Below are 21,351 nucleotides of genomic sequence, written 5' to 3'. Positions count from 1 at the left end.
GGCTTCTGGTAAATTTCAAGCTAAATGCGCCTAAAACGCCCGCCCATCAAGCGCGAGATGCTATGAAGTAAGTAGCGTTGTGCATGCCCAGCGTCGTCAGCAGCAGCGAGCCGAACAGGTGCATTCCGATGGTGCCTGCGGCGAGCAGGTAGCGCTGCTGCTGCAGCATGGCCACGACCTCGGCCGAGAAGCTGGAGAAGGTGGTGAGCGCGCCCAAGAATCCGGTGATGAGGGCCAAGCGCCAGGCGGGGTCAAGCTGCGGCAGGGCCTGGAACACGGCCACGCACACGCCGATCAGGTAGCCGCCGACCAAGTTAGCGACCAGCGTGCCCCAGGGCAGCCCGTGGCCGGCGCTGAGCCACAGGCCCAGGCGCCAGCGGGCCAGTGCGCCGGCGCTGGCACCGAGGCAAATGGCCACGACGTGGAGCATGGTGGGCAGGGCCTTAGCGCGCCGACATCTGCTGCGGCAGCCAGGTGACGATGGCCGGGAACAGATAGATCAGCGCCACGGCCGCGCACATGAGCACGAACATGGGGAAGGTGACCCGGGCAATCCAGGTCAGCTCGCGCCCCGTCATGCCCTGGAGCACGAACAGGTTGAAGCCCACGGGCGGCGTGATCTGCGCCATCTCGACCACCAGCACGATGAAGATGCCGAACCAGATCGGGTCGATGCCGGCGGCCTGCACCGTCGGCATGAGCACGCCCATGGTCAGCACTACCATCGAGATGCCGTCGAGAAAGCAGCCGAGGATGATGAAGAATACGGCGAGCGCGGCGATCAGCTGCGCCTGGTTCAAGCCCAGCGTGGCGATCCACTCGGCGAGGTGGCGCGGCAGGCCAATGTAGCCCATCGACAGCGTCAGAAACGCGGCGCCCGCCAGGATCAGCGCGATCATGCAGTACAGGCGCGTGGCGCCCATGAGCGCACCGCGAAAGCTCTCCCAGTTGAGCGAGCCCTGCAGGCCCGACAGCAGCAGCGAGCCCAGCACGCCCACGGCCGCGGCCTCGGTGGCGGTGGCAAAGCCGGTGTAGATGGAGCCGAGCACGGCGGCGATCAGCAGCACGACCGGGATGAGGCTTCTGGAGGCGCTGAGCTTCTGCGCGAACGTCAGCTGCTCGTCGGCGGCCGGCACCTGCTCGGGGTGGCGCAGCGCCCACAGCATGATGTAGCCCGAGAACAGCGCCGCCAGCAGCACGCCGGGCAACACGCCGGCAATGAACAGCTTGGAGATTGATACCTCGGCCGTGACGCCATAGACGATCATGATGATGGACGGCGGGATGAGCAGCCCCAGCGTGCTGGCACCGGCCAGCGTGCCGATGACCATGTTCTCGGGGTAGCCGCGGCGCGTGAGCTCGGGCAGGGTCATCTTGCCGATGGTGGCGCAGGTGGCGGCACTCGACCCCGACACGGCCGCGAAGATGGTGCAGCCGACCACGTTGGTATGCAGCAGCCGCCCGGGCAGGTTTTGCACCCAGGGCGCCAGGCCCTTGAACATGTCTTGAGAGAGCCGCGTACGGAACAGGATTTCGCCCATCCAGATGAACAGCGGCAGGGCGGTGAGCGTCCAGCTCGATGCCGAGCCCCAGATGGTCACGGCCATGGCGTCGCCCGCAGGGCGGGCAGAAAACAGCTGCATGCCGATCCAGGCCACGCCCGAGAGCGTAAGCCCGATCCAGACGCCGCTGCCCAGGATCAGGAACAGCGAAAGCATCAGCAGGCCGGTGATGGCGAGGTCGCTCATGGTGGTCAGGCCTTATTCATTGCGCAGGGCTTCGCCGGACTGCGGCTGCTGGCGCTGCCCGAGCAGCTCCAGCACCAGTTCATCGATGAAGGCGATCGCCAGCACCACGGTGCCGGTCGCCATGGCCAGTTGCGGCAGCCACAGCGGCGTGGCGTCGCTGCCGGTGGACATGTCGTTGAAAAGGTGCGACTGCCAGGCCAGCTTGCAGCTGTAGAACGCGTACAGCACGGCCAGCAGCGAGGCCAGGGCCAGGGCCCAGACCTCGAAGCCCTTCTTCCAGCGGCCGTGCAGGGCGCCCAGCAGCAGCGTCACGCGGATGTGTTCGCCGCGCTTGAGCGTGTGCGCCATGGCCAGGAAACCGCAGGCCGCCATCAGGTAGCCGGCATAGGCGTCGATGCCCGGCACCAGAAAGCTCAGCTGGCGGCTCGCGATGGACAGCAGCACGGCGCCCAGCAGCGCCACCATGAAAAGCGCCGCCAGGGCGGCGGCGCTGTCGTAGAGAAAATTCAACAAACGGCGCATGGGGCCCTGACTTTACTTGCGGTAGCCGTCCACCAGCGCCTTGCCGTCGGGGCCGGCCTTGTCCAGCCATTCCTTGAGCATGGCGTCGCCCACCTTGGCCATGTCGGCCTTGAGCTGGGGCGAGGGCGGCAGCACCTGCATGCCCTCGGCCTTGAGCTTGGCCAGGGTGTCGGTGTTCACGCGCTCGCTGGCGGCCCAGCCGCGCGCCTCGGCGTCCGCGCCGGCCTTCAGCAGGGCTTCCTGCAGCGGTTTGTCGAGCGCGTCGAAGGCCTTTTTGTTCACGATGACCGCATTCTTGGGCAGCCAGGCCTGGGTGTCGTAGTAGTACTTGAGGTGCTCGTAGAGCTTGCTGTCCACGCCCGTGGCACCGGACGTCATGGTCGCCTCGACCACGCCCGTGGCCAGGGCCTGCGAGAACTCGGCCGCCTGCACGGTGACGGGCTGCGCGCCGACCAGTTCGGCGATGCGCGCCGTGGCCGGGCTGTAGGCGCGCCACTTGATGCCCTTCAAATCGGCGGCGGTGTTGACCGGTTTCTTGGTGTAGATGCCCTGCGGCGGCCAAGCCACCGCGTACAGCAGGACCATGCCTTGCTCGGCGAGTTTCTTTTCCAGGAAAGGCTTTTGCGCCTGGTACAGCCGTTTGGCGTCGCCGTAACTCGACGCGAGGAACGGCTGGCCGTCGGCGCCGTAGATCTGCCATTCGTTCTGGAAGTTGACCAGCAGGATCTCGCCCATCTGCGCCTGGCCGCCCTGCACGGCGCGCTTGATTTCGGGCGCCTTGAACAGCGCGGCGTTGGCGTGCAGCGTGATCTTGAACTTGCCGGCGGTGGCCTTGTCCACGTCGCTGACCAATTGGGCCAGGTTCTCGGTGTGGAAGTTGGTGGCCGGGTAGGCGGCCGCCAGGTCCCATTTGGCCTGGGCCCAGGCGGTGGGGGCGGACAGGCCGCAGGCCAGGGCTAGGCCCAGAACGGTGACAGGCAAGGCTCGACGCTTCATAGGGCAACTCCGCAAAAGTGGGGGAATTTCGACGGCAGAAACAGAGAGGCCACTGTAGCGGAAGCATTTTGAAACGCCCTAGGTGTTTCTCCTAAATGTCGACAAATTGGCGACAAAATATTATCCAAATGCCTACAATCAGAGGCCTTGTAGATTCCTTTCCTGTGCCATTTCTCTGGAGTTGACCCGTCCATGAAGCCTGCTGCGCGCGCCAAGTCTGAGTCTGGCCCCATCGTTTCTTCGGCGCACCTGGTGTCGGCGCAGAGTGCTGAAATGAGCGAGTTCGAATTCGGCCTGATCGTGGCCGGCAACGCCTTTCACCGCTGGGTCGTGCACTGCATGGCGGCGGCCGGGCTCAAGGACCTGACGCCGCTCGATGTCGTGGTGCTGCACCACGTCACGCACCGCGCGCGCGACAAGCGCCTGGCCGACATCTGCTTCATCATGAACGTCGAAGACACGCACCTCGTCAATTACGCGCTCAAGAAGCTGCAAGGACTGGGCGTGGTGGTGTCGCGCAAGAACGGCAAGGAAGTGACCTACGCCGCCACCGAAGAGGGGCAGGCCTATGTGCAGCGCTACCGCGAGATCCGCGAAAGCTGCCTGATCAACGCGCTCAACGCCGACGACGCGCTCAACCGCGATATCGGCGAGCTCGGGCGCCTGCTGCGCGTGCTCTCGGGCATGTACGACCAGGCCGCGCGCGCCGCGGCGTCGCTCTGAAATTTCCATGAAATCAGGCTTTGGCGCTTGATGGGCCAGCGCTTGTAGCTCTGTTTCTAATAGCAAGCATGCCCATGACACACGCACACCTCCCTCGCTGGCAGTTCTGGATCGACCGCGGCGGCACCTTCACCGACCTGGTCGGGCGCCGGCCCGATGGCACCTTGGTCACGCACAAGCTGCTGTCCGACAACCCCGAGCAGTACCGGGACGCGGCCGTCGCCGGCATTCGCCATCTGCTGGGCCTGGCGCCCGACGCACCCGTGACGACCGACCTGGTGGAGTGCGTGAAGATGGGCACGACCGTGGCGACCAATGCGCTGCTCGAGCGCAAGGGCGAGCCGACGCTGCTGGTGACCACGGCGGGGTTTCGCGATGCGCTGCGCATCGCCTACCAGAACCGGCCGCGCCTGTTCGACCGCCAGATCGTGCTGCCCGAGCTGCTGTACGAACGCGTGATCGAGGCGCAGGAGCGCATGGGCGCGCACGGCGAAGTGGTGCAGGTGCTCGAAGAAGAGCACCTGCGCGAGCGCCTGTGGGCCGCCTACGACGCCGGCCTGCGCAGTGTGGCGATCGTGTTCATGCACGGCTACCGCTACACCGAGCACGAAAAAGCCGCGGAGCGCCTGGCGCGCGAGGTGGGCTTCACCCAGATCAGCACCTCGCACGGCACCAGTCCGATGATGAAGTTCGTGGGCCGCGGCGACACGACGGTGGTCGATGCCTACCTCTCGCCCATCCTGCGCCGCTACGTCGAGCAGGTGGCCGCCGACATGCCGGGCGTGAAGCTGTTTTTCATGCAGTCCTCGGGCGGCCTCACCGACGCCCATGTGTTCCAGGGCAAGGACGCGATCCTGTCCGGCCCCGCGGGCGGCATCGTTGGCATGGCGCGCACGGCCGAGATTGCCGGGCACCGGCGTGTGATCGGCTTCGACATGGGTGGCACTTCGACCGACGTGAGCCATTTTGCGGGCGAGTTCGAGCGCGAGTTCGAGACCCAGGTGGCCGGCGTGCGCATGCGCGCGCCGATGATGAGCATCCACACCGTGGCGGCCGGTGGCGGCTCGATCCTGGGCTTTGACGGTGCGCGCTTTCGCGTCGGGCCCGAGAGCGCGGGCGCCAACCCGGGCCCGGCCAGTTACCGGCGCGGCGGGCCGCTGGCCGTGACCGATGCCAACGTGATGGTGGGCAAGCTGCAGCCGGCGCAGTTTCCGCGCGTGTTCGGCCATGGCGCCGACGAACCGCTGGACGCCGAGGTCGTGCGCGAGAAGTTTGGCGCCCTGGCGCAGCAGACCGGCCGCAGCGCCGAAGACGTGGCGCATGGCTTCATCCAGATTGCGGTGCAGCAGATGGCCAATGCCATCAAGAAGATCTCGGTGGCGCGCGGCTACGACGTCACGCGCTACACGCTGCAGTGCTTTGGCGGCGCCGGTGGCCAGCATGCGTGCCTCGTGGCCGACGCGCTGGGCATGGCGCGCGTGCTGGTGCACCCGCTGGCCGGGGTGCTCTCGGCCTATGGCATGGGGCTCGCCGACCAGAACGTGATCCGCGAGCAGGCCGTGGAATGCCGGCTCACGCCCGAGGCCTTGCCGGCCATCGCGGCGCGCCTGCAGGCGCTGCAGGACGCTGCGCTGGCCGACTTCGAGGACCAGCAGGTGGGCGGCGCCGCCGCCGTGGTGCACCGCCGCGTGCATGTGCGCTACGAAGGCTCGGACGCCGCGCTGGTCGTGCCCTTCGGCGATCTCGAGACGATCGTTGCGGGGTTCGAAGCCGCGTACCGCCAGCGTTTTTCGTTCCTCATGCAGGGCAAGGCGCTCGTGGCCGAGGCGGTGTCGGTCGAGGCCGTGGTGGCCGGCGACGCGCCGCAAGAGCCGGTGCACGCGCTGCACCCGGCGCGCGAGGTGCCGCGCCGTGACACCGTGCGCATGTACACCGGCGGCGCCGACGGCCTGGCCGCCTGGCATGACGCGGCGCTGATCGTGCGCGCCGACATGCGCCCGGGCGACGTGGTCGCGGGCCCGGCCATCATTGCCGAGAAGAACGCCACCACCGTGGTCGAGCCGGGCTGGGTGGCCACGCTCACCGAGCTCGACCACCTGCTGCTGGAACGGCGCGAGCCGCGCGCGCTGCAGTACGCGGCCGGCACCACGGTCGACCCGGTGCTGCTCGAGGTGTTCAACAACCTGTTCATGAACATTGCCGAGCAGATGGGCCTGCAGCTGCAGAACACCGCCTACTCGGTCAACATCAAGGAGCGCCTGGACTTCAGCTGCGCGCTGTTCGACGCCGACGGCCAGCTGATCGCCAACGCGCCGCACATGCCGGTGCACCTGGGCTCGATGGGCGAGAGCATCAAGACCGTGATCCGCGAGAACGCCGGCACGATGCAGCCGGGCGACGTGTATGTGCTCAACGACCCCTACCACGGCGGCACGCACCTGCCCGACATCACGGTGATCACGCCGGTCTACATCGGCAGCGACGCGCAGCAGCCCACGTTCTACGTCGGCAGCCGCGGCCACCATGCCGACATCGGTGGCACCACGCCGGGCTCGATGCCGCCGTTTTCCACGCGCATCGAGGAAGAGGGCGTGCAGATCAACAACGTGAAACTGGTCGAGGCGGGCCGGCTGCGCGAGGCCGAGATCTTGGCGCTGCTGGCAAGCGGCGAATATCCCTCGCGCAACCCGCAGCAGAACCTGGCCGACCTCAAGGCGCAGATCGCCGCCAACGAAAAGGGCGTGCAGGAGCTGCGCAAGATGGTGGAGCAGTTTGGCTTGGGTGTCGTGCAAGCCTACATGGGCCATGTGCAGGACAACGCCGAAGAATCGGTGCGCCGCGCCATCACGCACCTGGCCGCGCGCGTGAAAGACGGCCAGTTCACGCTGGCGCTCGACAACGGCGCGCAGATCTGCGTGGCGGTGCGCGTCGACGGCGCCGCGCGCACGGCCGAGATCGACTTCACCGGCACCAGCGCGCAACAGAGCAACAACTTCAATGCGCCCACCGCCGTGTGCATGGCGGCGGTGCTCTATGTCTTCCGCTGCCTGGTCGACGACGACATTCCGCTCAACGCGGGCTGCCTCAAGCCGCTCAAGGTCGTCATCCCGCCGGGCTCGATGCTCAACCCGAACCCGCCGGCCTCGGTGGTGGCGGGCAACGTCGAGACCTCGACCTGCATCACCAATGCGCTGCTCGGCGCCCTGGGCGTGATGGCCGGCAGCCAGCCGACCATGAACAACTTCACCTTTGGCAACGCGAGCTACCAGTACTACGAGACGATCTCGGGCGGCAGCGGCGCGGGCGGCGTGTTTGACAGCGCGGGCCAGCTGGTCGGCGGGTTTGGCGGCACGAGCGTGGTGCAGACCCACATGACCAACTCGCGCCTGACAGACCCCGAGGTGCTCGAGTTCCGCTTTCCGGTGCGGCTGCTGGGCTATGCGATCCGCACGGGATCGGGCGGCGCGGGCCGTTGGCGCGGCGGCGACGGCGGCGTGCGCCGCGTGCAGTTTCTCGAACCCATGACGGCCAGCATCCTCTCCAACGGCCGCATCCACCCGGCCTTCGGCATGGCCGGCGGCCAGAACGGCGCACCGGGCATCAACCGCGTGGTGCGCGCGGACGGGCGCACCGAGCCACTGGCGCACATCGGCCAGGCGCAGATGGAGGCGGGCGACGTGTTCGAGATCCACACGCCGGGCGGCGGCGGCTTTGGCGCGCTATCCAAAGAATAGCCGCCCGCGCTGGTGTCTGAAGGGTTTCAGGCTAAAAACGGCCTGAAACCGTTTGCCAGCGAGCGCTGGCTGCTCACCTTTTTGCAGGCAACGGCGTGCGCCGCCGTGTTCACAGCGGGGCGCGGCCGGAGTTCTGCGCGTGGGTGCTCACGCTGGGCGGCGCATCCTGGCCCATCTGGCGCGCCCGGAACAGCGCCGCGCGCATCAGGAAAATGGTGGTGATTGGCACAGTGACCGCGATGAACACCGCGATCAGCAGCAGGTGCACGGCCAGGCCCTCGCCCTGCAGCGAGAAGTAGAGCAGGGCGCCGTACATGATGCACCAGCAGCCCATGGTGGCGATCATCGCGGGCGCGTGCACGCGTTCGAAGAAGCTGCGCAGGCGCAGCAGGCCAAACGAGCCGAGCAGCGCCACCGCCGCGCCCGCGAGCACGAGCAGCGCCACGGCAACCTGCGCCCATGCGGGCAGTGCGTCGGCGTTCATTCGATCACCTCGCCGCGCAGCAGGAACTTGGCCATGGCCGTCGAGCCGACGAAGCCGAACGCGGCAATCAGGAGCGCGGCCTCGAAATAGTCGGCGCTGCCATAGATCAGGCCGAGCACCAGCATGGCGAGCATGGCGTTGAGGTAGAGGCAGTCCAGCGCCAGCACGCGGTCCTGCGCGCTCGGGCCCTTGAGCAGGCGCAGCAGCGTGCAGGCCATGGCCAGCATCAGCATCAGCAAGGCCAGCGGCAGGGCCCACGAAAGTACCGAAGTCATTCAAAAATCTCCATGAGCGGGCGCTCGTAGCGCTGCTTGATGTCGGCGGCGATCGCCGCGGCGTCGTGCAGTTCGAGCACGTGCAGCAGCAGCACGCTGCGGTCCCGCGACAGTTCGGCCCAGGCCGTGCCCGGGGTGATGCAGACGATGCCGGCCAGCACCGCGAGCGCATTGGGGTCGCGCACGTCGAGCGGCACCTGCACGAAGCCTGCGCGGTGCTGCGCTGGCCCGGTGCGCAGCAGCAGCCGCACGACAGCGGCATTGGAGCGCAGGCTGTCCGCGGCCACCGTGAGCAGGAGGCGCAGCACCACGCCGGGGCGGCGGATGCGCACGGGCAGGGGGCGCAAGCCCGCGGTGAGCAGCGGAATGGCAACGGCCAGCACTGCGGCCAGCAGCAGGTGCCCGGCGCTGATGCTCTGGTTGAGCAGCAGCCACAGCACGAACAGCGCCACCGACAGCAGGGGCGTGGGCAGCAGGCGCTTCATGGGGCTCCTCCTTCTGGTGCGGCGGCACCGGGCGCGGCGCCGGGGTCGGGCACGGGCGCGGCCGACATGACGGCGCGCACATAGGTGCCGGGCGAGTGCAGGGCGTCTGCGGTGGCCTGGGCAAAGTGCATCGCGGGCCCGGCCGCCACGGTCAGGGCCATGCACACCGCCAACAGCACGGCAATCGGCAGGCCCTCGACCACGCGCAGCTGCGGCCTGGCGCGGTCGTGCGCCGCCCAGAAATGGCGGATGCCGGAGCGCGTGAGCGCGATCAGGGCCAGCAGCCCAGAGGCGATCAGCAGGGCCAGGAAGGTCCAGCCCACCCACCCTGGATGCTGCCCTGCGGACGACGCCAGGCCCAGCGGGTTGAGCACGGCGGTGAGCATCGCGAACTTGCCCACGAAGCCCGACAGCGGCGGCAGCCCGGTGATCAGCAGCGTGCACGCCATGAACGACAGGCCCAGGAAAGCCGCCGCGGCGGGAATGGCGCGGCCGACCAGCACCTCTTCTTCGTCGTCGAGGTTGGTGCCCTGCGTGGGCACCAGTTCGGCGTTCAGGAACGGGGCCTCGTCGGCGTGGGGTTCGTAGGGAAACGTGCCGTCGCCGTTGTTGCGCCAGCGGTCGATCAGGTCGCTGAGCAGGAACAGCGCGCCCACGGCCAGCGTGGAGCTGGGCAGGTAGTACAGCAGCCCGGCGGTGAGCATGTTCTGGCCAAAGCCGGTGGCGGCCAGCAAGGTGCCCGACGACACGATGGCGGCGTAGCCCGCCAGATGGCCCAGACGCTGCGAACCCAGCATGCCGATGGCACCGAAGGCCATCGTCACCAGGCCGGCACCGATCAGCCACAGGCTGCCGAAATGGGCCGATGCCCCGGCCTCGGTGCTGAACATCAGCGTCCACAGCCGCAGGATGGCGTAGATGCCCACCTTGGTCATGATCGCAAACAGGGCCCCCACCGGGGCGGTGGCGGCGCTGTAGGCGGGCACCAGCCAGAAGTTCAGCGGCCAGACGGCCGCCTTGATCAGGAAGGCGGTCGCCAGGATCGCGGCGGCGGTGTGCAGCAGGCTGCGGTCGTCGTCCGCGATCTGGGCCACCGCCTGGGCCAGGTCGGCCATGTTCAGGGTGCCGGTCAGTCCATAGAGCATGGACACGCCGATCAGGAACAGCGACGATGCTGCGAGGTTGATGGCAATGAAGTGCAGCCCCGACTGCACCCTGGCGCGGCCCGAGCCGTGCAGCAGCAGGCCATAGGACGCGGCCAGCATGATCTCGAAGAACACGAACAGGTTGAACAGGTCGGCCGTGAGAAAAGCGCCGGCCAGGCCCATGAGCTGGAACTGGAACAGCGGGTGGTAGTGCACGCCGGCGCGGTGCCAGCGCGCGCTGGCAAACAGGACCGATGCCAGGCCGAGCACGCTGGTGAGGACCAGCATCAGCGCCGACAGCCGGTCCAGCGCGAGCACGATGCCGAACGGCGCAGGCCAGTTGCCGGGCAGGTAGATGCCCATGGTGGCGGGGGCGCCGCGTTGGTGGGTCCAGAGCAGCAGGGCCACGGCCACGCCCAGGCCGATCAGGGTCGAGCCGAGGTTCAGCGCGAGCTTGAGGCGCTGCTTCTCCTCGCGCAGCAGCAGCATCAGCGCGGCGGTGAACAGGGGCAGCACCACGGGGGCGAGCATGAGGTGCGGCATGGCTGCCGCGGTGAAATCGGTCACGAGGGCTCCCGCAGTTCTTCGGCTTCATTGCCGTCCACGTGGTCGGTGCCCGAGAGCCCGCGCGAGGCCAGCAGCACCACCAGGAACAGCGCCGTCATGGCAAAGCCGATGACGATGGCGGTGAGCACCAGTGCCTGGGGCAGCGGGTCGGCATAGTGGGCCAGGTCTTGCTCCAGGCCCGGCTGCAGCACCGGCGCCTTGCCGATCGCCAGGCCCAGGCGCCCCATGCTGAAGATGAACAGGTTGACCGCATACGACAGCAGCGCCAGGCCCATGATGACCTGGAAGGTGCGCGGGCGCAGCAGCAGCCACACTCCCGAGCCCGTCAACACGCCAATGGCCAATGCCAGCACTATTTCCATCACGCGCCCCCTTGTTCAGCAACGGCCTCTTCGGCCAGGCGCGCGTGGAAGCGGTGGCCGCGCACCGACTGGTGGGCAATCGAGGTCAGGATCACCATGGTTGCGCCCACGACAAGGCTGAACACGCCGAGGTCAAAGAACGTGGCGCTGGCCAGGTGGATTTCTCCGAGCACCGGCAGCGTGAGGTGCGCCGTGTGCGTGGTCATGAACGGATAGCCCAGCGCGATGGAGCCCAGGCCGGTGGCCAGTGCGCACAGCAGGCCCATCGCCATCCAGCGCCGCGGCGCCAGCGGCAGGTGCGCCTCGACCCACTGGGTGCCCGAGACGATGTACTGCAGCAGCAACGCAATCGAAAACACCAGCCCTGCCACGAACCCGCCGCCGGGCTGGTTGTGCCCACGCAGGAACAGATAGATGGCGATCAGCACCGCGAACGGCAGCAGCAGGCGCACCAGCACGGCGGGCACCATGAGGTAGCCTACGGCGGTGTCCACCGCGAGGCGCGGGTTGATCAGGTCGGTGACCAGGTCGGCCGGCACCGCGCGCTGCTGCGCCGGCAGGTCCATGATCTCGGGGGCCGGGCGGAAGCGCCGCAGCAGGGCGTAGATCGTCAGCGCCACGACGCCCAGCACCACGATTTCGCCAAAGGTGTCGAAACCCCGGAAGTCGACCAGCATGACGTTGACCACGTTGGTGCCGCCGCCCTGGCTCAGCGCATGCTCCAGGAAGAAGGTCGACGTGCTTTGCGGAAACGGCCGGCTCAGCATGGCAAAAGACAGCACGGCCATGCCGCCGCCCGCGGCCAGCGACAGGACCAGGTCGCGCAGGCGGCGCCACTGGGCGCGGCGCTGTGCCGTCGGCGTGGCGGCGGCGCGCAGGTCCTCCTCGCGCTTGGGCAGCCAGCGCAGGCCCAGCAGGATCAGCACCGTGGTCACGATCTCCACCGCCAGCTGGGTCAGCGCCAGGTCGGGCGCCGAGAACCACAGGAAGGTGACGCAGGTGCACAGGCCGGCGCCGCCCATGAGCGTGAGCGCCGCGAGCCGGTGGTATTTGGCCTGCCACGCCGCCGCGACGGCGCAGGCCATGCCGACGCCCCACAGCAGCACGAAGGCCCACGACATGGGCAGCGCGGTACGGTCGCCAATGTGCAGGTCGCGCGTCCACAAAGGCAGGGCTGCCGCCAGCATCGAGGCGCACACCAGCCACAGCATCTGCCACTGCAGCCGCTGGGTGCCCAGCAGGCGCCGGCCGTTGCGACCGGCCAGGCTCAGCGAGGCGAGCAGCGCCTCGAAGATCCGTTTGCCGTCAAAGCGCTGCAGCCCCGGCGCGGCGTCGATGCGGCCCATTTCGCGTTGCCAGCGCAGCAGCAGGTACAGGAGGGCACCGCCCAGCAGCGCGACCAGGCTCATCGCAAACGGGGTGTTGAAGCCGTGCCAGACCGCCAGGTCGAAGGCCGGCAGCTCGCCGCCGACGACCGGGCGTGCGGCGGCGTTGAGGAACCGCCCGACCGACCAGGCAGGGAAGATGCCCACCACGAGGCAGCCGAACACCAGCAGTTCCACCGGCACGCGCATCCAGTGCGGCGGCTCGTGCGGCTGCAGGGGCAGGTCGGTGGCAGGTGGCCCCCAGAAGACATCGATCGTGAAGCGCAGCGAATAGGCCACGCTGAACATGCCCGCCACCGTCGCCACCAGCGGCAAAGCCATGTTCAGGGAAGGACTTGCCTCGAGGAAGACGGTTTCCGCAAAGAACATTTCCTTGGAGAGAAAGCCGTTGAGCAGGGGCACGCCCGCCATGGCGGCGGCGGCCACCATGGCCAGCGTGGCGGTCACCGGCATCATGGTGCGCAGGCCAGACAGGCGGCGGATGTCGCGGGTGCCGCTTTCGTGGTCCACGATGCCCACCGCCATGAAGAGCGAGGCTTTGAACGTGGCGTGGTTCATGATGTGGAACACCGCCGCCACGGCGGCGAGCGGGCTGTTCAGGCCCAGCAGCAGGGTGATCAGGCCCAGATGCGAAATCGTCGAATAGGCCAGCAGCCCCTTGAGGTCGTGCTGGAACATGGCGACATAGCCGCCCAGCAGCAGCGTGCAGGCCCCGGCGCCGCCCACGATCCAGAACCATTCGTCCGTGCCGCTGAGCACCGGCCACAGGCGCGCCAGCAGAAACACACCGGCCTTGACCATGGTGGCCGAGTGCAGGTAAGCCGACACTGGTGTCGGCGCGGCCATCGCGTGGGGCAGCCAGAAATGGAAGGGAAATTGCGCGCTCTTGGTCAGCGCACCCAGCAGGATCAGCACCAGGGCCGTGCCGTAGAGCGCATGGCCGCGCACCTGCGCACCGGCGGCCAGCACATGGTCGAGGTCATAGCTGCCCACGATATGCCCCAGCACCAACACCCCGGCCAGCATGCACAGGCCGCCGGTGCCAGTGACCGTGAGCGCCATGCGCGCGCCGCGCCGGGCGTCCTTGCGGTGGTGCCAGTAGCCGATCAGCAGAAACGAGAACAGGCTGGTCAGCTCCCAGAACAGGGCCAGCTGGATCAGGTTGCCCGACAGCACCACGCCGACCATGGCGCCCATGAATGCCAGGAAGAACGAAAAGAACCGGGGCACCGGGTCGGCCGCCGACATGTAGTAGCGCGCATACAGCACCACCAGCGCCCCGATGCCCATGACCAGCATGCAGAACATCCAGGCGAAGCCGTCCATGCGCACCACCAGGTTCAGGCCCAGGGACGGCAGCCACGCAATCTCCTCGCGCAGCACGCCGCCGTCCGCGATCTGCGGGAAGTACAGCGCGGCCTGCCCACAGCACACGAGCGCAATCAGGCCGGCCAGGGTGGACTCGGTATTGCGGGCATTCGACGGGAGCAAGGCAGCCAGCAGGCTGCCGATGAAGGGGAGGATGACGAGTGTGGACAAAGGCATGCGCGGACAATTTTACGGGCAGGCGCCGGAGGTGCAGGCGCTTGCGGGCACCGGCTTGGCGATGGCGCCAGCGGCACGCAATAAAAAAACCCGCCGAAGCGGGTTGCGTCCTGGGCCTTGGCGCTTATCTCTGTGGCGCGCTCGCCCCGCTGGCAGGTGCGGTGGCCGAAGGCCTGCCCTCTTTGGGGGCAGCGCTGGATTTTTGCGTGGCCTTGGCATCGGAGGCTGGCGTGGCAGCGGCACCGGATGTTTGCGGAGCGGCGGCTGCACCCGGGGCTGCCTTTTCGGCCGGTGCCTTCATGGGCTGGGCCTTCTTGTCTTCGGCCTTCTTGGATGGCGCGCCGCTGTAGCTGCTGCCGTTGACCGTCAGGCCTTCGGCGGAAAACCGCGCAGCCGACTTTTCGCCCACGCCATTGACGCGTCCAATGAAGTCGTTCCAGTCCTTGAAGTCGCCTTTTTTGCGTTCATCGATGATTTTGCTGGAAATGGCCGGGCCAATGCCCTTGATGCCATCGAGCTCGGCGGGAGTGGCCTTGTTGACGTCGACTGCCGCAAACGCGGCGGCGGCATACAGCATGGCGATGAGCATCAAGATTTTCTTCAGCATGGCAAATCTCCTGGGTGCGCAGCGAAGAGCCGCTGCGCCTTCCCTAACGGCCGGCTCGGGCCGGGCGTTGACCCGGCGGAGCGAACGGCCCTGGCTTCGCTATAGCTCTTCCACGCGGCGGGCAGGGTAGCTGTCCCAGGTCTGGCAGCCCGGACATTGCCAGAAGTGCTGGCGAGCTTCAAAGCCGCAAGCAGCACAGCGGTAGCGCGTCAAGGGCGAACTGGCCCGGTCGAGGGCGCGCTGGACTTGCGGGTGGAACTGCTCATGCTCGAGCGTCTCTCCGGCCAACCACTTGGCGGCGGCGACCAGCGAAGGCTCGCGTTCGAGGTGGCGCAGATACCAGTGCCGCCCTGCGGCGGATTCCTGCGCGCCGGCATTCTCGAGGGCCACGATGCCTTCGAGCACGTCCAGCGAAGGCGCGTTGTCGTAATGCTGTTGCAGCAGCGCCATCACCTGCGCCGCCATGTTGGCGGCACGCCCGGCTTCCACCAGCAACGCGGCCGCCAGGGGCAGCGCAGCGGGCGTGGCCGCGCCCATCTGCATCAGCGTGGCGACGGCTGCGCCCGGCTGCCCCCGCTGCTGCTGCAGCTTGGCCAGCTCCATGCGGGGGCGCGGTGCCTGCGGCGCCACATGGGCGGCCTGCTCCAGGCGTGCCTGGGCCGCTGGCAGGTCGCCTTGGGCCATCGAGCCCAGCGCCTGCTCGCACAGGTAGTGGGCCTGGCGGGTGCTGAAGTCTCCCTGGTGCGCAGCCTGCATTTTCTCGGTGATCGCGGCAGCGCGCGGCCAGTCGCGCGAGCGCTCGTAAATGGCCAGCAGCGCCAGGCGCGACTCGCCCTCGAAGGGCGTTCCTTCCAGCCGCGCCAGCGCATCCTCGGCGCGGTCGAGCAGCCCGGCCTTGAGAAAATCGAGCGCCAGGGCATGCTGCGCGCGCTCTCGGTCGGTGCGGCTCAGGTCTCCGCGCGACAGCAGGTGCTCATGCACGCGCACGGCGCGGTCGTACTCACCGCGGCGCCGAAACAGGTTGCCCAGCGCAAAGTGCAGCTCCGAGGTGTCCGGATCGTTCTGCACCGCTTCGATGAAGGAGTCGATCGCCTTGTCCTGCTGCTCGTTGAGCAGAAAGTTCAGTCCCTTGAAATAGGCCTTGGGAACGCGCCGGTTTTCGGCGCGCAGCTGGTGCAGGTCCAGGCGCGACGCCAGCCAGCCGAGCAGGAACGCCACAGGCAGTCCCAACAAAATCCAGGTCAGGTCAAATTCCATGGGGCGGCTGTGGCTCGGCGGGAGGTGAAGATGCGGTGGTGGGTGGGGTGGGCATGGGCTGCTGCGTGGCGTGCGTGCGGCGTGCCGCACTGCGGTGGCGCCACCAGCGCGGCACCATACCGAGCACACCCACGGCCACGCCACAGGTGAAAGCGCTCAGCACGACGAGCACCAGCGGCGCGCGCCATTGGGTGCCAAAGAAGAAGTGCAGCGTGGCGTCCTGCTGGTTGTTGAGCGCAAAGGCAAACAGGGTAAAAAAAATGGCTGCCTTGAGCAGCCACAGGAGGTATTTCATGCATCCCCTTTGTGACGGGGAGATTCTAGCGACGCCATGGCCCAGGCACCGTCAAGGCTTGGTTGCCGCAGCACCCAGGCCCAGCTCGGCGGTGCGCTTGTCCACCGCTTCGCGCAGGGCCTTGCCCGGTTTGAAGTGGGGTACGCGCTTGGCCGGGATGGCCACGGCTTCTCCGCTGCGTGGGTTGCGGCCCATGCGCGGAGGGCGGTGGTTGACCGAGAAGCTGCCGAAGCCCCGGATCTCGATGCGGTGCCCGCGCACCAGTGCTTCACCCACGGCGTCCAGCAGGGTTTTGACGGCGTACTCGGCGTCGCGGTGCGTGAGCTGGCTGAACCGGGCGGCCAGTTCTTCGACGAGATCGGATCGGGTCATGGGCAGGGTCTCATGAAAATGGCCGGGCGGGCGCTGTGCGCACCCGACCGGCCAATGGTCAAACGGTCAAGTTTTACTTTTCCGAATTGTCCAGCTTGGCGCGCAGCAGGGCGCCCAGGCTGGTCGTGCCGGCGCTTTCGCGGCTCGACTGCTGGCTCAGGCTGGCCATGGCGCCTTGCTCGTCGGCCATGTCCTTTTGCTTGATCGACAGCTGGATGTTGCGGGTCTTGCGATCCACGTTGACCACCACGGCCGTGACTTCGTCGCCTTCCTTGAGCACGTTGCGGGCATCTTCGACGCGGTCGCGCGAGATTTCCGAAGCGCGCAGGTAGCCCACGATGTCTTCGCCGAGGTCGATTTCAGCGCCACGGGCGTCCACGGTCTTGACCTTGCCGGTCACGATCTGGCCCTTGTCGTTCACCGTCACGAAGGTCGTGAACGGGTCGCCGTCAAGTTGCTTGATACCCAGCGAGATGCGTTCGCGGTCCACGTCCACGGCCAGCACCAGGGCTTCGACTTCCTGGCCCTTCTTGTAGTTGCGCACGGCGGCTTCGCCGGTTTCGTTCCACGACAGGTCGGACAGGTGCACCAGGCCGTCGATGCCGGCAGCCAGACCGACGAACACGCCGAAGTCGGTGATCGACTTGATCGGGCCCTTGACGCGATCGCCGCGCTTGGTGTTCTGCGCGAACTCTTGCCAGGGGTTGGCCTTGCACTGCTTCATGCCCAGGCTGATGCGGCGCTTGTCTTCGTCGATCTCGAGGACCATGACTTCGACTTCGTCGCCGAGGGTGACGAGCTTGGACGGAGCGATGTTCTTGTTCGTCCAGTCCATTTCGGACACGTGCACCAGGCCTTCAATGCCGGGCTCGAGTTCGACGAACGCGCCGTAGTCGGCGATGTTCGTGATCTTGCCGAACAGGCGCGTGCTTTGGGGGTAGCGGCGCGACACGCCCATCCATGGGTCGTCGCCCATCTGCTTGAGGCCCAGCGAGACACGGTTCTTCTCAGTGTCGAACTTGAGGATCTTGGCCATGATTTCCTGGCCAGCCGTGACCACTTCGCTCGGGTGGCGCACACGGCGCCATGCCATGTCGGTGATGTGCAGCAAGCCATCGATGCCGCCCAGGTCCACGAATGCACCGTATTCGGTGATGTTCTTGACCACGCCCTGGACAATGGAGCCTTCCTTGAGGGTCTCCATCAACTTGGCGCGCTCTTCGCCCATCGAGGCTTCGACCACAGCGCGGCGGCTCAGCACCACGTTGTTGCGCTTGCGATCGAGCTTGATGACCTTGAATTCCATGGTCTTGTTTTCGTACGGCGTCAGATCCTTGATCGGACGCGTATCGATCAGCGAGCCGGGCAGGAAGGCGCGGATGCCGTTGACCAGCACCGTCAGGCCGCCCTTGACCTTGCCGCTGGTGGTGCCGGTGACGAATTCGCCGGATTCCAGGGCCTTTTCGAGGCTCATCCACGACGCCAGGCGCTTGGCCGTGTCGCGCGACAGGATGGTGTCGCCATAGCCGTTTTCGATGGAGCCGATGGCCACGGAGACAAAGTCACCCACTTGGACTTCGACTTCGCCCTTGTCGTTCTTGAACTCTTCCAACGGCACGTAGGCCTCGGACTTGAGGCCGGCGTTCACGACGACAAAGTTGTGCTCCACGCGCACGACTTCGGCGGTGATGACCTCGCCCGGACGCATTTCGGTGCGTTGCAAGGATTCTTCAAAAAGGGCGGCAAAAGATTCAGACATGTATTTCCTTGCCACGGACAGGTTTTACAGCGGCACGATTGCCGCGGTTTCAAAGGCTGCCAGTGGTGGTTTGCTGTGCGGCGGTGGCCGCGGTTACGTCATAAGAACCACACTGCTGAGCGCTGCTGCGCGGCGGGAGCGGTGTGGGCCGGCGGGACGGTCAAGCCCCTTTATCGCCCTGCGCGCCAGGCGCGAAAGGCTGTCGCTGCTGCCACAGATGGCTGACCAGCTGCACGGTCTGCTCGACCGACAGGCTGGAGCTGTCCAGTGGCACAGCATCTTGCGCCTGCTTCAAGGGCGCGGCACTGCGGGACATGTCCCGTGCATCGCGCGCCTCCAAGTCGGCGCGAAGGTCGGCTATTTTAATGGAAATCCCTTTAGAAATCAATTGTTTGTGCCGGCGCTCGGCGCGGCATTCGGCGCTGGCGGTGAGGTACACCTTGAGCGGCGCCTGCGGAAAGATCACGGTGCCCATGTCGCGCCCGTCGGCGACTAGGCCCGGCAGGCGCTGAAAGCTGTGCTGCAGGCCGACCAGTGCCTGGCGCACGGCGGGAAGGGCGGAGACGCGCGACGCATTCATGCCGGCCTCTTCGGTGCGGATGGCCGCGGTGACGTCGTCGCCGGCCAGCCAGACCCGGTGGTTCTCGAAGCGCACATCGAGTGCGCCCGCCAGAGCGGCAATGGCGGATTCATGGCCGGCGTCTATCGGCAGCCCGGCCCGCACGGCGGCCAGCGCAGCGATGCGGTAGAGCGAGCCGGAGTCGAGAAAGGCATAGCCCAGCTGCTGCGCCAGGGCCTCGGCCACGGTGCCCTTGCCCGACGCGGTGGGGCCGTCGATGCATATCACCGGGATGGCGGCGGGCGGTGTGTGCACGACGGAGAACAAGGCCTCGAAATAGTCCGGAAAGGTCTTGGCGACGCACTGCGGATCTTCAATGCGCACCGGCAGCCCCGCGGGATTGAAGGCCGCCAGCGAAAAGCACATAGCGATGCGGTGGTCGTCGTAGGTGCGGATGCTGGCGGCGCGCCAGTCGGCGGGCGTGGTCGGGGGCGTGATGCGCAGGTAGTCGGCGCCTTCCTCCACGGTGGCGCCGAGCTTGCGCAGCTCGCAGGCCATGGCCGCCAGGCGGTCGGTTTCCTTGACGCGCCAGCTGGCGATGTTGCGCAGCGTGGTGGTGCCATCGGCGTACAGCGCCATCACGGCCAGCGTCATCGCGGCGTCGGGGATGTGGTTGCAGTCGAGGTCGATGGCCTTGAGCGGCCAGGCGCCGCGCGCCACCTGCAGCCAGTGGGGGCCGCCGCTGATCTGGGCGCCCATGGCGCGCGCAGCGTCGACAAAGCGGATGTCGCCCTGGATGGAATCCAGGCCCACGCCCATGATTTTGATGCCGTTTTGGCCTCCAGCGCTTTCTGCTATTGCGCCAAGTGCTATGAAATAGCTAGCTGACGAGGCGTCGGACTCGACATGGACGCTGCCGGGCGACTGGTAGCGGCTGCCGGCGGGGATGGTGAAGCGCTGCCAGTTGTCGTTGGCCACGGCAATGCCAAAGCGCGCCAGCAAATGCAGGGTGATGGCGATGTAGGGGCGCGAGATCAGCTCGCCCACGACCTCGATGACTACGTCCTGCCGCGTGGCGGCCAGTGGCAGCGCCATCAGCAGCGCCGTCAGGAACTGGCTGGAGACGTCGCCGCGCACGCGGATCGGCGCGGCCAGCGACAGCGCGGGCACACTGGCGGCCTGGGCGATGCGCAGCGGCGGATAGCCTGCGTTGCCCAGGTACTCGATCTGGCAACCCAGCTGGCGCAGTGCATCGACGAGGTCGCCGATCGGGCGCTCGTGCATGCGCGCGACGCCGCTGAGGCGGTATTCGCCGCCCAGCAGTGCCAGCGCAGCCGCGAGCGGGCGCATGGCGGTGCCGGCGTTGCCCAGGAAGAGCTCAGTGGGCGAGGTGGGCGTGCGCCCGCCCAGGCCGGTGATGCGCAGTGGTGCGCCGTCCTCCTCGACGGTGCAGCCGAGCTGGCGCAGTGCATCGAGCATCACGCGCGTGTCGTCGGAGGCCAGCAGGTCGTGCACCGTGGTGGTGCCGTGGCTGAGCGCAGCCAGCAGCAGCACGCGGTTGGAGATGCTCTTGGAGCCCGGCAGGTGGAGGCTGCCGTGCGCCGTCTGCAGCGGGGGGATGTCGAGAAAGGCGGTGCTGAACATTCAGTGGGGCTCGCTGGTGCGCTGTGCGCCCATGCGCCAGTGGGCGCGGGTTTCACTCGCCAAGGTGACCATGTCCTCGACGGCTTGCGCGTCGTTGCCGCGCATCGCCTGCTCGAACTGCTGCAAGGCCTGCTGGAAGAGGCTGGACTGGGAAAGGATGTCCTCGCGGTTGGCCAGCAGGATGTCGCGCCACATCTTCGGATCGCTGGCGGCGATGCGGGTGAAGTCGCGAAAGCCCGGGCCGGCCAGCGACAGAAAGCTGTCCGCCTGCGGCTGGCCCATGATGCCGTTGACCAGCGCGAACGCCAGCAAGTGCGGCAGGTGGCTGACGGCCGCGAAAGCCGCGTCGTGCGACTCGGGCGACATGCTGCTGACGCGGCAGCCCAGGGCCGTCCACAGCTCCTGCGCCTTGTGCAGCTGTGCGGTGAGCGTGCGTTCGGTGGGCGTCAGGATCACATGGCGGCCGCTGTAGAGAGTGGCTTCGGCGTGCTCCACCCCCGAGACTTCGCGTCCCGTGATGGGATGGGCCGGCACGAACGAGCCTACCTGGTCGCGCAGCGCGCGGCGCGCCGCCTGCACCACGTCGACCTTGGTCGAGCCCACATCCATCACCAGCGTCTGCGGCGTGACCAGGTGCTTGATGGCCCGGAGCGTGGCTTCGGTGGCCGCGACCGGCACGGCCAGCAGCACGATGTCGGCGCCGGCCACGGCCAGCAGGGCCGAGGGGGCTTCCACGTCGATCACGCCCAGCTGGCGCGCGCGGTCGGTGGTGGAGGGCGACTTGCTGTAACCGACCACGCGCTGCACCAGGCCGGCCTTTTTCATGGCCAGGGCGAACGAGCCGCCCATGAGGCCGCAGCCAATCAGTCCCAATTGTTCAAACATGC

General features: G+C 67.4%; 19 protein-coding genes. 2 read left to right on the top strand and 17 right to left on the bottom strand.

Annotation, left to right across the window (positions count from 1 at the left end; translation table 11 throughout):
* Positions 1 to 46: 46 nt before the first annotated feature.
* Genes crcB through B2J89_RS06180 form a run of 4 tightly spaced genes read right to left on the bottom strand, consistent with a single transcriptional unit; the run spans position 47 to position 3,266 of the window.
* Positions 47 to 430, bottom strand: a complete 384-nt coding sequence (crcB, locus tag B2J89_RS06195) for a fluoride efflux transporter CrcB (RefSeq protein WP_169168354.1) — start codon at positions 428 to 430, stop codon at positions 47 to 49.
* A 13-nt stretch (positions 431 to 443) separates the two neighbouring features.
* The gene (locus tag B2J89_RS06190) at positions 444 to 1,748 is read right to left on the bottom strand and encodes a TRAP transporter large permease (RefSeq protein WP_169168353.1); all 1,305 of its coding nucleotides are present in this window, start codon (positions 1,746 to 1,748) and stop codon (positions 444 to 446) included.
* 12 nt (positions 1,749 to 1,760) lie between these two features.
* Positions 1,761 to 2,270 carry a TRAP transporter small permease gene (locus B2J89_RS06185; protein WP_169168352.1) on the bottom strand — a complete coding sequence of 170 codons (510 nt, stop codon included), beginning with the start codon at positions 2,268 to 2,270 and terminating at the stop codon, positions 1,761 to 1,763.
* Between the two features lie 12 nt (positions 2,271 to 2,282).
* On the bottom strand, positions 2,283 to 3,266 hold the full coding sequence (locus B2J89_RS06180; RefSeq protein ID WP_169168351.1) for a TRAP transporter substrate-binding protein: 984 nt from the start codon (positions 3,264 to 3,266) through the stop codon (positions 2,283 to 2,285).
* Positions 3,267 to 3,458: 192 nt separating this feature from the next.
* On the opposite strand from B2J89_RS06180, the gene B2J89_RS06175 reads away from it, so the two are divergent.
* Together B2J89_RS06175 and B2J89_RS06170 are read left to right on the top strand one after the other, a co-directional pair.
* Positions 3,459 to 3,989 (top strand): winged helix DNA-binding protein, encoded by a 531-nt coding sequence (locus B2J89_RS06175; RefSeq protein ID WP_169168350.1) that lies wholly within the window; start codon positions 3,459 to 3,461, stop codon positions 3,987 to 3,989.
* A 74-nt stretch (positions 3,990 to 4,063) separates the two neighbouring features.
* Positions 4,064 to 7,723, top strand: coding sequence for a hydantoinase B/oxoprolinase family protein (locus tag B2J89_RS06170; protein WP_169168349.1), 3,660 nt, complete (start codon positions 4,064 to 4,066; stop codon positions 7,721 to 7,723).
* A gap of 109 nt (positions 7,724 to 7,832) precedes the next feature.
* Here B2J89_RS06170 and mnhG read toward each other — a convergent pair whose 3' ends face one another.
* The 13 genes from mnhG to B2J89_RS06105 form a co-directional block, all read right to left on the bottom strand.
* On the bottom strand, positions 7,833 to 8,207 hold the full coding sequence (gene mnhG, locus B2J89_RS06165) for a monovalent cation/H(+) antiporter subunit G (protein ID WP_169168348.1): 375 nt from the start codon (positions 8,205 to 8,207) through the stop codon (positions 7,833 to 7,835).
* Positions 8,204 to 8,482, bottom strand: a complete 279-nt coding sequence (locus B2J89_RS06160) for a K+/H+ antiporter subunit F (protein ID WP_169168347.1) — start codon at positions 8,480 to 8,482, stop codon at positions 8,204 to 8,206. Before B2J89_RS06160 ends, mnhG begins: the two co-directional genes overlap by 4 nt.
* Complete coding sequence (locus tag B2J89_RS06155) at positions 8,479 to 8,967, bottom strand: Na+/H+ antiporter subunit E (protein ID WP_169168346.1); 489 nt, start codon at positions 8,965 to 8,967, stop codon at positions 8,479 to 8,481. The genes B2J89_RS06160 and B2J89_RS06155 overlap by 4 nt, the downstream gene beginning before the upstream one ends.
* Positions 8,964 to 10,655 (bottom strand): monovalent cation/H+ antiporter subunit D, encoded by a 1,692-nt coding sequence (locus B2J89_RS06150; protein WP_169168412.1) that lies wholly within the window; start codon positions 10,653 to 10,655, stop codon positions 8,964 to 8,966. Before B2J89_RS06150 ends, B2J89_RS06155 begins: the two co-directional genes overlap by 4 nt.
* A 20-nt stretch (positions 10,656 to 10,675) precedes the next feature.
* Positions 10,676 to 11,041, bottom strand: coding sequence for a Na+/H+ antiporter subunit C (locus B2J89_RS06145; RefSeq protein WP_169168345.1), 366 nt, complete (start codon positions 11,039 to 11,041; stop codon positions 10,676 to 10,678).
* A complete protein-coding gene (locus tag B2J89_RS06140) occupies positions 11,041 to 13,971 on the bottom strand; it encodes a monovalent cation/H+ antiporter subunit A (RefSeq protein ID WP_169168344.1) in 2,931 nt (976 codons plus the stop codon). Before B2J89_RS06140 ends, B2J89_RS06145 begins: the two co-directional genes overlap by 1 nt.
* A 124-nt stretch (positions 13,972 to 14,095) precedes the next feature.
* On the bottom strand, positions 14,096 to 14,578 hold the full coding sequence (locus tag B2J89_RS06135; protein ID WP_169168343.1) for a helix-hairpin-helix domain-containing protein: 483 nt from the start codon (positions 14,576 to 14,578) through the stop codon (positions 14,096 to 14,098).
* 99 nt (positions 14,579 to 14,677) lie between these two features.
* Positions 14,678 to 15,835, bottom strand: coding sequence for a lipopolysaccharide assembly protein LapB (gene lapB / locus B2J89_RS06130; protein ID WP_169168342.1), 1,158 nt, complete (start codon positions 15,833 to 15,835; stop codon positions 14,678 to 14,680).
* The gene (locus tag B2J89_RS06125) at positions 15,825 to 16,130 is read right to left on the bottom strand and encodes a lipopolysaccharide assembly LapA domain-containing protein (RefSeq protein ID WP_169168341.1); all 306 of its coding nucleotides are present in this window, start codon (positions 16,128 to 16,130) and stop codon (positions 15,825 to 15,827) included. The genes lapB and B2J89_RS06125 overlap by 11 nt, the downstream gene beginning before the upstream one ends.
* Before the next feature lie 51 nt (positions 16,131 to 16,181).
* Complete coding sequence (locus tag B2J89_RS06120) at positions 16,182 to 16,502, bottom strand: integration host factor subunit beta (protein ID WP_169168340.1); 321 nt, start codon at positions 16,500 to 16,502, stop codon at positions 16,182 to 16,184.
* Between the two features lie 73 nt (positions 16,503 to 16,575).
* Positions 16,576 to 18,261 (bottom strand): 30S ribosomal protein S1, encoded by a 1,686-nt coding sequence (rpsA, locus tag B2J89_RS06115; protein WP_169168339.1) that lies wholly within the window; start codon positions 18,259 to 18,261, stop codon positions 16,576 to 16,578.
* 160 nt (positions 18,262 to 18,421) lie between these two features.
* On the bottom strand, positions 18,422 to 20,464 hold the full coding sequence (locus B2J89_RS06110; protein WP_169168338.1) for a bifunctional 3-phosphoshikimate 1-carboxyvinyltransferase/cytidylate kinase: 2,043 nt from the start codon (positions 20,462 to 20,464) through the stop codon (positions 18,422 to 18,424).
* A complete protein-coding gene (locus B2J89_RS06105) occupies positions 20,465 to 21,349 on the bottom strand; it encodes a prephenate dehydrogenase/arogenate dehydrogenase family protein (RefSeq protein ID WP_169168337.1) in 885 nt (294 codons plus the stop codon).
* Positions 21,350 to 21,351 lie beyond the last annotated feature (2 nt).

Source organism: Acidovorax sp. SRB_24 (genome assembly GCF_012931925.1).
Note: the sequence above shows the minus strand (reverse complement) of the source record. Positions and strands in the feature narration are given on the sequence as shown.

What these genes read in the sequence shown, in the direction of transcription:
- crcB (WP_169168354.1), bottom strand. Translation starts at nt 430, where the DNA reads ATGCTCCACGTCGTGGCCATTTGCCTCGGTGCCAGCGCCGGCGCACTG.
- B2J89_RS06190 (WP_169168353.1), bottom strand. Translation starts at nt 1,748, where the DNA reads ATGAGCGACCTCGCCATCACCGGCCTGCTGATGCTTTCGCTGTTCCTG.
- B2J89_RS06185 (WP_169168352.1), bottom strand. Translation starts at nt 2,270, where the DNA reads ATGCGCCGTTTGTTGAATTTTCTCTACGACAGCGCCGCCGCCCTGGCG.
- B2J89_RS06180 (WP_169168351.1), bottom strand. Translation starts at nt 3,266, where the DNA reads ATGAAGCGTCGAGCCTTGCCTGTCACCGTTCTGGGCCTAGCCCTGGCC.
- B2J89_RS06175 (WP_169168350.1), top strand. Translation starts at nt 3,459, where the DNA reads ATGAAGCCTGCTGCGCGCGCCAAGTCTGAGTCTGGCCCCATCGTTTCT.
- B2J89_RS06170 (WP_169168349.1), top strand. Translation starts at nt 4,064, where the DNA reads ATGACACACGCACACCTCCCTCGCTGGCAGTTCTGGATCGACCGCGGC.
- mnhG (WP_169168348.1), bottom strand. Translation starts at nt 8,207, where the DNA reads ATGAACGCCGACGCACTGCCCGCATGGGCGCAGGTTGCCGTGGCGCTG.
- B2J89_RS06160 (WP_169168347.1), bottom strand. Translation starts at nt 8,482, where the DNA reads ATGACTTCGGTACTTTCGTGGGCCCTGCCGCTGGCCTTGCTGATGCTG.
- B2J89_RS06155 (WP_169168346.1), bottom strand. Translation starts at nt 8,967, where the DNA reads ATGAAGCGCCTGCTGCCCACGCCCCTGCTGTCGGTGGCGCTGTTCGTG.
- B2J89_RS06150 (WP_169168412.1), bottom strand. Translation starts at nt 10,655, where the DNA reads ATGCCGCACCTCATGCTCGCCCCCGTGGTGCTGCCCCTGTTCACCGCC.
- B2J89_RS06145 (WP_169168345.1), bottom strand. Translation starts at nt 11,041, where the DNA reads ATGGAAATAGTGCTGGCATTGGCCATTGGCGTGTTGACGGGCTCGGGA.
- B2J89_RS06140 (WP_169168344.1), bottom strand. Translation starts at nt 13,971, where the DNA reads ATGCCTTTGTCCACACTCGTCATCCTCCCCTTCATCGGCAGCCTGCTG.
- B2J89_RS06135 (WP_169168343.1), bottom strand. Translation starts at nt 14,578, where the DNA reads ATGCTGAAGAAAATCTTGATGCTCATCGCCATGCTGTATGCCGCCGCC.
- lapB (WP_169168342.1), bottom strand. Translation starts at nt 15,835, where the DNA reads ATGGAATTTGACCTGACCTGGATTTTGTTGGGACTGCCTGTGGCGTTC.
- B2J89_RS06125 (WP_169168341.1), bottom strand. Translation starts at nt 16,130, where the DNA reads ATGAAATACCTCCTGTGGCTGCTCAAGGCAGCCATTTTTTTTACCCTG.
- B2J89_RS06120 (WP_169168340.1), bottom strand. Translation starts at nt 16,502, where the DNA reads ATGACCCGATCCGATCTCGTCGAAGAACTGGCCGCCCGGTTCAGCCAG.
- rpsA (WP_169168339.1), bottom strand. Translation starts at nt 18,261, where the DNA reads ATGTCTGAATCTTTTGCCGCCCTTTTTGAAGAATCCTTGCAACGCACC.
- B2J89_RS06110 (WP_169168338.1), bottom strand. Translation starts at nt 20,464, where the DNA reads ATGTTCAGCACCGCCTTTCTCGACATCCCCCCGCTGCAGACGGCGCAC.
- B2J89_RS06105 (WP_169168337.1), bottom strand. Translation starts at nt 21,349, where the DNA reads ATGTTTGAACAATTGGGACTGATTGGCTGCGGCCTCATGGGCGGCTCG.